At 71.4% G+C, this 11352-nt stretch carries 9 protein-coding genes; 6 read left to right on the plus strand and 3 right to left on the minus strand.

What is annotated here, in order from left to right:
• Window positions 1–70: 70 nt before the first annotated feature.
• Window positions 71–2092: a Stk1 family PASTA domain-containing Ser/Thr kinase gene (gene pknB / locus Csp2054_RS16275; protein WP_255252785.1), complete on the minus strand. Its 2022-nt coding sequence runs from the start codon at window positions 2090–2092 to the stop codon at window positions 71–73.
• A 120-nt stretch (window positions 2093–2212) separates the two neighbouring features.
• The gene (locus Csp2054_RS16280; RefSeq protein WP_255252786.1) at window positions 2213–3520 is read right to left on the minus strand and encodes a LysM peptidoglycan-binding domain-containing protein; all 1308 of its coding nucleotides are present in this window, start codon (window positions 3518–3520) and stop codon (window positions 2213–2215) included.
• Window positions 3521–3706: 186 nt separating this feature from the next.
• On the opposite strand from Csp2054_RS16280, the gene Csp2054_RS16285 reads away from it, so the two are divergent.
• A complete protein-coding gene (locus Csp2054_RS16285) occupies window positions 3707–4072 on the plus strand; it encodes an Rv2175c family DNA-binding protein (protein WP_096900552.1) in 366 nt (121 codons plus the stop codon).
• Between the two features lie 72 nt (window positions 4073–4144).
• Here the strand turns inward: Csp2054_RS16285 and Csp2054_RS16290 are convergent, their stop codons facing one another.
• Window positions 4145–5263 (minus strand): polyprenyl synthetase family protein, encoded by a 1119-nt coding sequence (locus Csp2054_RS16290; protein WP_096900553.1) that lies wholly within the window; start codon window positions 5261–5263, stop codon window positions 4145–4147.
• Window positions 5264–5346: 83 nt separating this feature from the next.
• On the opposite strand from Csp2054_RS16290, the gene Csp2054_RS16295 reads away from it, so the two are divergent.
• From Csp2054_RS16295 to Csp2054_RS16315, 5 genes are all read left to right on the plus strand, one after another.
• Window positions 5347–5742, plus strand: coding sequence for a DUF3040 domain-containing protein (locus Csp2054_RS16295; protein WP_096900554.1), 396 nt, complete (start codon window positions 5347–5349; stop codon window positions 5740–5742).
• 1517 nt (window positions 5743–7259) lie between these two features.
• Window positions 7260–7691 carry a division/cell wall cluster transcriptional repressor MraZ gene (gene mraZ / locus Csp2054_RS16300; protein ID WP_022904577.1) on the plus strand — a complete coding sequence of 144 codons (432 nt, stop codon included), beginning with the start codon at window positions 7260–7262 and terminating at the stop codon, window positions 7689–7691.
• A gap of 106 nt (window positions 7692–7797) precedes the next feature.
• On the plus strand, window positions 7798–8772 hold the full coding sequence (rsmH, locus tag Csp2054_RS16305) for a 16S rRNA (cytosine(1402)-N(4))-methyltransferase RsmH (protein WP_096900556.1): 975 nt from the start codon (window positions 7798–7800) through the stop codon (window positions 8770–8772).
• A gap of 1 nt (window position 8773) precedes the next feature.
• Window positions 8774–9526, plus strand: a complete 753-nt coding sequence (locus Csp2054_RS16310; RefSeq protein WP_096900558.1) for a hypothetical protein — start codon at window positions 8774–8776, stop codon at window positions 9524–9526.
• A gap of 42 nt (window positions 9527–9568) precedes the next feature.
• Window positions 9569–11338 carry a peptidoglycan D,D-transpeptidase FtsI family protein gene (locus Csp2054_RS16315; RefSeq protein ID WP_096900560.1) on the plus strand — a complete coding sequence of 590 codons (1770 nt, stop codon included), beginning with the start codon at window positions 9569–9571 and terminating at the stop codon, window positions 11336–11338.
• Window positions 11339–11352: the final 14 nt, after the last annotated feature.

The raw sequence follows: 11352 nt of genomic DNA on the forward strand, positions 1-11352 counted from the left end.
GCCCCCGCGCCGCCCCGCGCCCCCGCGCAACCGGCAGGCGGCCGAGGCCGCGCCCCGCGCCGCCGCGCGCCTACTGCTCGTACGCCAGCGTGATCGTGTCGCCGCGGTGCACCGTCGTGCCGGCGACCGGGTCGGTGGAGCTCACCGGCAGCGTCGCTTTCCAGTCGTAGAACCGGCACAGGATGTTCGTGCAGTCCGGCACCGACACCTGCAGCCCGAGGCCCTCGAGCGTCGACGTCGCCTGGTCGATGGTCTTGCCGTGCACGTCGGGCAGTTCGATCGGCGCGGGCCCGCGTGACACGACGACGTCGACCGTGGTGCCCTTCACCGCCGGGTCGTCGGTCGGCTTCGCGGAGATGATCGTGCCCTCGTCGGCCTGGTCGCTGTACTGCTCCGTCTGCGACCCGAGCTCGAGACCGACGCCCTGCAACGTCGACGTGGCGTCGGCGACGGTCTTGCCGACGACGTCGGGCACGGGACCGAGCGACACGGTCAGCGTGACCGGCCCGCGCTCGGCGTAGGTCGTGGCCTTGCCGAGGTCCACCGCGCCCGATGCATCGCGCCCGGTGGCGGCGATCACGGTGTCCTTCGCGGCGTCGGCGGAGAACTGGTACTGCGTGTCCTGCAGGTCGAAGTCGTCGTCGAGCGCGGCGGTGACGGTGGACTCGGGCTGCCCGACGATGGCCGGCAGCGTGATCATGCGCGGGCCGTTCGACAGCACGAGCTGCACCGCGGTGCCCTTCCGGACCTCGCGCTTCGCCGCCGGCTTGGTCGTCGAGACCTCGCCCTTCGCGATCACCGCGTCGAACCGGCGCGCGGTGGTGGAGGCGGTGTGGAGCCCCTCGGCCTCGAGCAGCTGCCGCGCCTGCGTGACGCTCTTGCCGGCGACCTCCGGGATGCGGACGTTGCCCCACGGGCCGGGTCCGAGTGCCCAGCCGATGGTGCCGCCGATGATCGCCAGGACGAGCACGATCGCGAAGACGATCCAGCCGCGCTTCCGTCGCTTGGCCGACTTGTCGGCGAGGCGCTGACCGGCGGGGGAGAGCACGCCGGGCTGGTTGCCGGTGCGCCGGGGACCGGGCTGGTTGCGCCCGCGCTGCTGGCCCCGGGGACCGGTGTCGGCGGGCGGGGAGAGGATCGTGGTCGGGTCGGACGCGTCGTCGGCCGACGTCGGGGCGGACGAGCCGCCGGACGGGAGGATGGCGGTCGCGTTCTCGGGTCGCAGCACGGCGGTCCGGTACTGGCCGGTCGCACGCGGGTGGTCGCCCGACATGTGGTCGAGCATCTCGCGGGCGTCGGCGGGACGGTCGTCCGGGTTGCGGGCCGTCGCCCACGCCACGAGCTCGTCGAGCTCCGGCGGGACCCCCGGCACGGTCGCGCTCGGTGCGGGCACGGTGTCGTTCGCGTGCTGGTACGCGATCTGCATCGGCTGGTCGCCCTTGTAGGGCTGCTCGCCGGTGAGCATCTCGTACAGCATGATGCCGAGGGCGTAGATGTCGCTGCGGGAGTCGGCGGCGCCTCGGGTGACGAGCTCGGGGGAGAGGTACGCGATCGTCCCGAGCAGCGCCGCGCCGGTCGCCGTGTTCGCCGTCGTCGCCCGTGCCAGCCCGAAGTCACCGAGCTTGATCCGGCCGTCGTCGGCGAGCAGCACGTTCTCGGGCTTCAGGTCGCGGTGCACGATCCCGGCGCGGTGAGCCGAAGCGAGGCCCGCGAGGACGGCCCGGAGGATGTCGGTGGCCTGCTCGGGAGTCAGTGCGCGGTGCTCCTGCAGCAGGTCCCGCAGCGTGATGCCCGGGATGTACTCCATGACGATGTACGCGGTGTCGTCCTCGGCACCCTGGTCGTACACCCCCACGAGGTTGGGGTGGGACAGTCGGGCGGCGGAACGGGCCTCCTGGATGAAGCGCTCCCGGAACGCCTGGTCGTCGGCCAGGTGCCCGTGCATGATCTTGATCGCGACGCGGCGTTCGAGCCGCACGTCGGTGGCGAGGTACACCGTCGCCATGCCGCCCCGGGCGATCCGCGAGCGCACGCGGTACCGACGGTCGATCATCCGACCGATCATCGGGTCCGTGGCGGCGTTCGTGGTCATCTGCGGCATTCTACGAATCCGTCCTGCGCGACCCGGTACTGACGCTCCGACCGTTACCCGATCTCGACCTCGATGTCGTCCTCAGGGATGAGTCGCACTGGCCGGTCGACTGAGGATTCGTCAGAGCGAGGCGAGCCAGGCAGCGGCCGGGGTCGCCCAGTGCTCGTACGCCTCCGGGTAGGCCGAGACTTGCACGGCCTGGGCGGCGTCGGTCACGCGCATCGACGACCAGCCCGGGACGTCCAGGAGTCCGCGCGTGTGCCCGGGGTTGCCGAGGTAGAACCGCTTGGCCGCCGTCGCCGGGTCCTGCAGCGACGCCGCGCTGCCCCAGCCCTGGCTCGGGCGCTGCTGGAACAGGCCGACCGAGTCGCGGTCGCCGTGGTCGAGGTTGCGCAGGCTGGACTCCTGCATGGCCGCGGCGAGGGCGACGACCAGGCCGCGCTGGGGGACGCCGAGCGAGCGTCCGACGCTCACGATCGTCGCCGCGTTGCGCCACTGCTCGGCGCTGAGGGTCACCGCCCGGGAACCGCTCGACGCCGGTGCGGAGGTCGTCGACACGGCGGCGGAGGCCGTCGCGCCCGGCAGGACGAGGGTCTTGCCGGCGTAGATCGTGCTCGTGTAGCTCAGGCCGTTCGCGGCGAGCAGGGCGCGGACCGACACATGGTGCGCCGCGGCGATGGAGGCGATGGTGTCCCCGCTGACGATCTTCACGTGCCCGCTCGACGCCGTCGAGGCGACGACGGTCGGCCGGCTGCTCGAGGTCGTGGTGGTCGCGGTCGTGGTCGACGCCGACGGGACGCGGAGGGTCTGTCCGGGGTAGATCACGCTGCGCTGCGAGAGGTCGTTCGCCCGGAGCAGGGCGTTCGTCGACACGCCTACCCGGGCGGCGATGCCCGACACGGTGTCGCCCTGACGGACGTGGTAGCTGCTCGTGCTCGAGTGGGAGTGGCTCGAGTGGGTCGCGGTGCTGCGGCCGGAGCTGCTCGACGCCGTGGCCGGGCGGGAGGCAGCGGCGGGCGTGCTCGCGAGGTGGAGTGTCTGCCCGGGGTGGATGATCGTGTTCCACCCGAGCCCGTTGCGGACCAGGACCTCCTGCGCCGACAGGCCGTAGCGGGCGGCGATCGCGGAGACCGTGTCACCCTGCCGGACCGTGTACGTGTTCGGGACCGAGCGGACCGCTGCGACCGTGGTGGCGACGGTCGCCGTGGGCCGTGCGACCGCGGTGGAGAGGACCGGACGGCTGCCCTCGTTGCGGTCCTGGTCGACGTGCCGCTTGTGCGCACCGTCGTCGTCGTGTCGGGCCTCGGCGTGGGCGACCGGACCGGTGAGTCCGGCCGTCACCGCGATCGTCCCGGCGAGGACGATCGGCATGGTCGCGAAGCGCGCGGATCGTGCGCGCCGGGCGGCGTCGTCAGCAGCGTTGTCCACGGTGGTCTCCTGTCCTCGGTGAGTCGCACGCACGCGCGTGTGCGCGCTCACAGGTGGCTCAACGCTGGCATGGGCTGATTCCCAAGTCAACCAGAGAGTCGGATGTTGTGTGTGTGACTCGTGTGACGGACGTACTGTCACGCCTGCCGGACGGGCCGTCCCCCACGCGGCGCTCGCTCTGGCACGATGGGGGACGTGAGTGCTGCACCCACCGACGACGCGACCCTGTCCGAGCGCTGGCTGACCGTTCCCGACCTCGTGGAACTCCTCGGCGTGACCCCTGGCCGGATCCACCGGCTCTTCGAGCAGAAGACCCTGCTGCCCGCCCGCGTGGACGGGGTACTCAGGGTGCCGGGCGAGTTCCTCGACGGCACCGAGCCGCTCCCCGAGCTCCGGGGCACGCTCATCGTCCTCGCCGACAACGGGTTCTCCGACGACGAGGCCGTGCGCTGGATGCTGCAGGTCGACGACGCGATCGGCGACTCGCCGATCCACGCGCTGCGCGCGGGCCGCAAGGCCGAGGTGCGCCGCATCGCGCAATCCCTGCTCTAGACCGGACCGACCGACGGACGGGAGGCGCGGTGCCAGCTGGCACCGCGCCTCCCGTCCGTCGTGCGGCCGCCGCTACGCGACGCGCCGGATCACCGTGTCGGCCAGCGACGCGAGCTGCTCTCGCGCCGACGGCGTGAGCGGGGCGGCGTCGAGCGCCGCCTTCGCCCGCTGCACGTGCCGGTCGATCGACCGCTCGACCGCGGCCACCGCTCCCGAGTCGGTGAGGGTCGCGCGGAGCATCTGGACCTGGCCGTCGTCGAGGTCCGGGTCGCCGAGCAGCTCGTCGAGGAGCTGACGGGGGCCGGGCGGGAGCGTCTTGCGGGCGCTGGCGATGAGGACGGTGCGCTTGCCCTCGCGGAGGTCGTCGCCAGCGGGCTTGCCGGTCACCTCCGGGTCGCCGAAGACGCCGAGCATGTCGTCGCGGAGCTGGTACGCCACGCCGAGGGGGAGGCCGAACGACCGCAGGCCCTCGAGCTGCGCCTCGTTCGCGCCGGCGACGAGGGCACCGATCAGCAGGGGTGCCTCGACCGAGTACTTGGCCGACTTGAACACGATCACGCGCTGCGCCCGGAGCAGGTGCTCGGACTCGTCGATCGCGGGCCAGGCGGTCTCCTCGTGCACGTCGAGGTACTGCCCGGCGGTGACGTCGAGCCGCATCGCGTGGAACTCCTGGCGGACGATGCGCGCGCGGGCGGGCTCGAGCAGCGCGAGGCCCTCGTCGAAGACCGCGTCGCTCAGGGACAGCAGGAGGTCGCCGAGGAGCAGTGCGGCGTTCGTGCCGTACTGGGCGCGGTCGCCGGCCCAGCCGGAGTCGGCGTGCAGGGCCTCGAAGCGTCGGTGTGCGGACGGCAGACCGCGACGCGTGTCGGACCGGTCCATGATGTCGTCGTGCACGAGGGCCGCGGCGTGGAAGACCTCGAGCGCCGCGGCGACCGTGACGATCGCCTCGGCCGTGGTCTGGCGCGACCCCTCGCCGAGCGGGTCGAACGAGCCGGAACGCCCCGCCACGGACTGCCACCCCCAGTAGCAGAACAGGGCGCGGAAGCGCTTTCCGCCGGACAGCAGGTCCCGTGCGTACTGGTCGAACACCGCGAGGTCCGGGCTGATCGCGAGGAGCCGCTCCCGCTGCTCGTCGAGGGCCCGTTCGATCCGCGCGGAGACGAGGTCCACTAATCGCGTACTCTCAGCCACGATCCCTACCCTAGTGGAGCGGTCGGGACGTAGAATCGGCCAACCAAAACCATGCGTCGATCCCAGGAACAGAGGGAACACAGATGCCACTCTCGGAGCAAGAGCAGCGCCTCCTCGAGGAGATGGAGCGCAGCCTCTACCAGAACGACTCCGACTTCGTCGCGCGCGTCACGCGGCGCCAGGGTCGCCCGACGTACACGTCGATCGCGCTCGGGGTGCTCGGAGCACTCGCCGGGGTCGCCGTCGTCATCGTCGGGTTGGTCATCCGCCAGCCGCTCATCGGCATCCTCGGCTTCGTGATCATGCTGGCCGGCGTGCTGTTCGCGCTCCGCCCAGGGATGCGGGCCCCGAAGGCGAAGACGCCCCGGGCTCCCAAGGCCGGGACGGGCGGGTCGTCGCGGTCGTCGTCGGGCGGGTCCTTCATGGACCGGATGAACGAGCGCTGGGACAAGCGCAACGATCCGGATCAGGGGCAGTAGGAGCTCCTCCACAGGCTTGGGCGGGGTCGGTCCTTCGGGGCCGGCCCCGTTTCGTGTGCCCGGGGGGGTCGGGTTCGGATTCGAATTCGGGTTCGGCTGTCGTCCCCGGGGTTCCGAAACAGCGGCATCTCGTGTGCGTCCGCGGCGCTGGGTGGAACCTCGGTGGGGCGCGCGCGGCGAGTCGTGGAACCCGGGCGAGGCGCGGTCGGACGCCTCGGCCGTCGGGCCCTGGACCTCGGACCTCGGACGCGGAGCCGGAGCCGGAGCCGGACCCTCCTTCCGCCGAGCGGGCGGAAACTGTCCCTCGCCAGGAGCCCGCGCCGCAGATTTCGCCCGGTCGGGTCGGGCCAGGAGTCGTTCCTGCCGTCGGGGTTCGCAGCCGCCCGGCTCATGCATTTTTTGTGCCGCCGGTGCCGGTACCGGTGCCGCGCCGGTGCCGCGCTCACCATTCACGACCGCGAACGGGCTGAACCGGTCGCCGTCCCGCGCCTGAACCCGCCGATTCCGCCCGTTCGGCGTCGTGCCAAGCGCTCGGAGGAAGCAACGCCGCGAGACCCTCCGCTCGGAGTTGCTCGCAGGTTCCACTGACTGCCCCCGGAAGCGCGAGCGGGCGGAAAGTGTCCCTTCCGCAGACTGACACCCGCCTTTTCCGCCCGTTCGGCGTCGGGCCAGCTGCTCGATGTACTTCAGGCGGTTCAGCGCCACGAGGCCTTGCGCTCGGACGGGAGCGTAAGCGGCACTGACCGCCCGCGACCGCGAGCGGGCGGAAAGTACGCCGTTCGAGGACGGGGACTCGGTGATTCCGCCCGTTCGGCGTCGGATGTGCCGTTCGGTGGGCTGGGTCGGGACGAGCGGGCGGATAGTGCGCCGTTCGAGGACGGGGACTCGCCGATTCCGCCCGTTCGGCGTCGGATGTGCCGTTCGGTGGGCTGGATCGGGGCGCGCGTCGTGCTCGTGGTCGGAGGGTTTCGCGCGGGCTATCCCGACCGCGAGCGGGCAAGAAGTGTTCTCCTCGGGCCCGCGGACCCGCGAGGATCGCCCGCTCGACCTGGGGTGTGGACCGGCCGGGATCTCGCGCTCGGCCTGGGGGTACGGAGCGCGGTTCGCTCGATCGGCATCGGGGGCCGGCCTGGGTCGCAAAACGTGCCGCGCGTGCGAACGGGCAGGGAGCGGCGTGCCGAGCACGGTCGGGGAGCGGCACGCCGAGCGCGTGCGGGAGCGGGCAGCGCGGTGCGATGGCGACCCACGGCGGAGGTGAGCGGCGTGGCGGGGGCGGGACGCGCCTCCCGGCCGGACGTGGGCTGCGGAAACCCTCCACTTTCCTCCACGCCCTCCACTGCGCTCCACGGGCCCGCTGTTCCGCGGCTCCTCGCGGATCGTCGGATGGCGACGGATGCGCCTGACCGCCCCAGAACGGGGCACGAGGGCGATTCGGGGAGCAAAAGCATGGGCAAGGGGAGGGGAGTGGAGTAAAGTGGGGCTTGCAACGGTCCGGTGGAGCGGAGGGGAGGCCCGACGTGCTGCTCGGTACCTACGCCCCGAAGCTCGACGAGAAGGGTCGCGTGATCCTCCCCGCCAAGTTCCGGGACGAGCTGTCCGGGGGGCTCGTGATGACCCGCGGGCAGGAGCGCTGCGTCGTCGTCTTCAGTGCGGACACGTTCGAGGAACTCCACGAGCGGATCCGCACTGCACCGATGACGTCGAAGCGCACCCGGGACTACATGCGCCTGTTCCTCTCCGGAGCGAGCGCGGAGCAGCCCGACAAGCAGAACCGCGTCACGATCCCGCAGAACCTCCGCGACTACGCGGGGCTCGAGCGGGACCTGACGGTCATCGGCTCCGGTGACCGTGCCGAGATCTGGTCGACCCCCGCGTGGGAGGCCTACTACGCCGAGGTCGAAGAGGGCTTCGCCGACAACGACGAGGAGGTGATCCCGGGGATCTTCTGATCCGCGGATCGGGACTCCCAGCCGTGGTGCCCTGACGTCACTTCCCCGACGTCAGGTCGCATGGATGGGGATCCGGACCCGCGGCCCGGAGGACACAGGGGCTGACATGGCCGATGCGACCGAACCGAACGACCAGCGGGAACGCTTTCCGCACACGCCGGTGATGCTCGAGCGCATCGTCGAGCTGTTCACGCCGACGCTCGAGGGCCCGGGCAAGGTCGTCGTCGACGCGACGCTCGGGATGGGCGGCCACTCCGAGGGGCTGCTCGAGCGGTTCCCGGAGCTGACGCTGATCGGGCTCGACCGCGACACCGACGCCCTCGGCATCGCGGGGGAGCGCCTGGCCCGTTTCGGCGACCGCGTCCGCCTCGTCCACACCGTGTACGACGGCATCGCGGAGGCGATCGAGGGCGAGGGCTTCGACGAGGTCGACGGCGTCCTGTTCGACCTCGGCGTCAGCTCGCTGCAGCTCGACCGGGCCGAGCGCGGGTTCGCCTACAGCCAGGACGCTCCGCTCGACATGCGCATGGACCGGACCGAGGGGCAGACCGCGGCCGACGTCCTCGCGACGTACGACGAGGGCGAGCTCCGTCGGATCTTCCAGCGGTACGGCGAGGAGAAGCTCGCCGGACGCTACGCACGCGCGATCGTCGAACGCCGCGCCGAGCAGCCGTTCACGATGTCCGGCGACCTCGTGCAGGTGCTGCACGACGCGACCCCGGTGGCCGTCCAGCGGCAGGGTCACCCGGCGAAGCGTGTCTTCCAGGCGCTCCGCATCGAGGTGAACGCCGAACTCAGCGTCCTCGAACGGGCGATCCCGGCGGCGCTCGACGCGATCGCGGTCGGCGGTCGCATCGTCGTCGAGTCGTACCAGTCGCTCGAGGACCGCATGGTGAAGCGCGAGCTGGCGGCCCGCACCACTTCGAGCGCCCCCGCCGGCCTGCCGGTCGAGCTGCCCGAGCACCGCCCCACCTTCCAGCTGGTCGTCAAGGGCGCGGAACTGGCCGACGAGGCCGAACGCGCCGCCAACCCCCGAGCCATCCCCGTGCGCCTGCGCGCGGCCGAACGGATCCGGAAGTGACATGAGCACGAACCTCGCACTGGTCGACCCCGTCGTCCCGTCCCGCGCGCCGCTGCCAGAGCACGCCGAGGAGCCGGCCCGCCGTGGTCGCCCGGAGCTCGTCGAGGTCAGCCCGACCAAGGCGCAGCGCCGGGCCCGCCCCCGGATCGCCTACGCGATCGTGGCGGTGTCGGCCCTGGGTGTCCTGCTCCTGGCGCAGCTCGGGATCAGCATGGCGCTCAGCCAGGGCGCGTACACGCTGAACTCCCTCGGCGCCGAGCAGACCAAGCTGAGCCGCACGCAGCAGTCGCTGTCGGAGGACCTCCGCGTGCTCGACTCCCCGCAGAACTTGGCGCGCAACGCCCAGGCGCTCGGCATGGTCGCGAACGCCACGCCCGTCTACCTCGACCCGAAGACCGGCAAGGTGTACGGCACGCCGACCCCGGCGAAGGCGGACGAGGCGACCGCGAGCACGCAGAACCAGGTGCCGAACTCGCTGCTCCAGGACGTGCCGCTCGCAGCGAAGCAGGGCGACACGAGCACGAGCAAGCAGACCGGCACGAGCGGGCAGACCGGCACGAGCGGGCAGGCCGGCACGAGCGGGCAGACCGGCACCAGCGGGCAGGCCAGCAGCACGAGCACCACCGGGCAGGACAGCACAACCACGGGCTCCGACGCTGGGAAGACGACCGGCGCCAGCGCGTCGGACCAGGGCGCAGCGAAGTCGTCCGTAGAGTCCGACCCGAACCAGCTGCAGGCCCCCACCACCCGGTAGTCCGGGTCGGTGCCGACCACCACCCGGGAAGGACCGCGTCCCGTGACGAAGACGATCCGCAACCGCCGACTGCGCTACAGCGTCGTCATGATCGCCGTGATCGCCCTCGTCGCGGTGTTCGTCGTCCGACTGGTCGACATCCAGGTCGTGCAGGCCGCCGACCTCGACGACGCCGCCAAGGCCAAGCGGAGCATCCCGGTCACGGTCTACGGCACCCGCGGCTCGATCGTCGACCGGAACGGCACCGAGCTGGCCGACAGTGTCACGCGCTACAACATCACGACCGCCCCGCGCCTGGTGAAGGGGTTCACCGGGAAGCTCGGCGGCACCCGCGAGAAGAAGATCAGCGTGACCGCGGCGCTCGACGCCCTCGCGACGGCCTCCGGCGGTGACGTGGCCACGATGCGGAAGAACATCGACGCCGACCGGACCTCCGACTTCGCGTACCTGGTCAAGGGCCTCGACGTGAAGCACTACGAGGCGGTGACGGCGCTGCGTATCCCGTGGATCTACACGGAGCAGCAGGCCGCCCGCGTGTACCCGACCGCGGCGACCACCGGCAACATCACCGGGTTCATGGGGACGGACGGCGCCCAGGCGGGCCTGGAGTACGCCTACGACGAGTGCCTCGCCGGGACCGACGGGTCGGAGACCTACGAGCGCGGCGAGGACGGCGTCCAGCTGCCGGGGTCGACCGTGACGAAGAAGCAGGCCAAGGACGGCGGCACGCTCGAGACGACCATCGACAGCGACCTGCAGTACATGGCGCAGCAGACCATCGCCTCGGCGGCGAAGACCCTGCAGGCGCAGTCGGCGACGGCGACGGTCACGAACGTGAAGACCGGCGAGCTCCTGGCCGTGGCCGACTGGCCGACCGTGGACCCCAACGACGTCGACGCGACGACGGACAAGGGCGCGTACGGCAGCCGCGCGATCACGGACACGTACGAGCCCGGTTCGACGATCAAGGCCGCGATCGCCGCCGCCCTGATCGACCAGGGGAAGTCGAGTCCGACCGACCAGGCCGTCGTGCCCTACTCGCGCTCGTTCCCCTGGGGCGGGTCGATCCACGACTCCGAGTTCCACCAGACCGAGAACCTGACCCTGACCGGGATCCTGCAGAACTCGTCGAACGTCGGCATCACGGAGCTCGGTGAACGCCTGACCGCGCAGCAGCGCTACGACTACATGAAGAAGTTCGGGCTGTTCGAGCCGGAGTCGGCGATCGACTACCCGGGCCAGCCCGGCATGCAGTACGGCTCGAGCCCGACCTGGGACCAGCAGACGAACATCAACTCGATGTTCGGCCAGGGCATCTCGACGACCGCGCTCCAGGTGGCGAGCATCTACCAGACCCTGGCGAACCAGGGTGTCCGCATCCCGCTGCACTTCGTCAAGGGGTGTGTGACGTCCGACGGGAAGACGATCGACGCGCCCGACGTGCAGTCCGAGCGGGTCGTGTCGGCGTCCGCTGCCCAGCAGACCGTCGGGATGCTGCAGAGCGTCGTGACGGGCGGCACGCTCGTCGGCATGAAGCCGATCTCCGGGTACAACATCGCGGCGAAGACCGGTACGGCCGAGGTCGCCGAGGGCTCGAAGGGCTACGGCGGGCAGCGGATCACCTCGGTGGCCGGAATGGCACCTGCCGAGGACCCCCAGTATGTTGTCACGGTGACGTTCACGAAGCCGCAGGCCAACAAGTGGTCCAGTGGAGCGGCTCCGGCGTTCCGAACTCTCATGTCCCAGGTGCTCGAGAAGTACCGAGTAGCCCCCTCCGCGTCCGAGGCGAAGCTGTACCCGTCCACGTGGTGAGGAAGAAGGAGCAC

It is taken from the genome of Curtobacterium sp. 'Ferrero', assembly GCF_002412165.1.
Lineage (GTDB): Bacteria > Actinomycetota > Actinomycetes > Actinomycetales > Microbacteriaceae > Curtobacterium.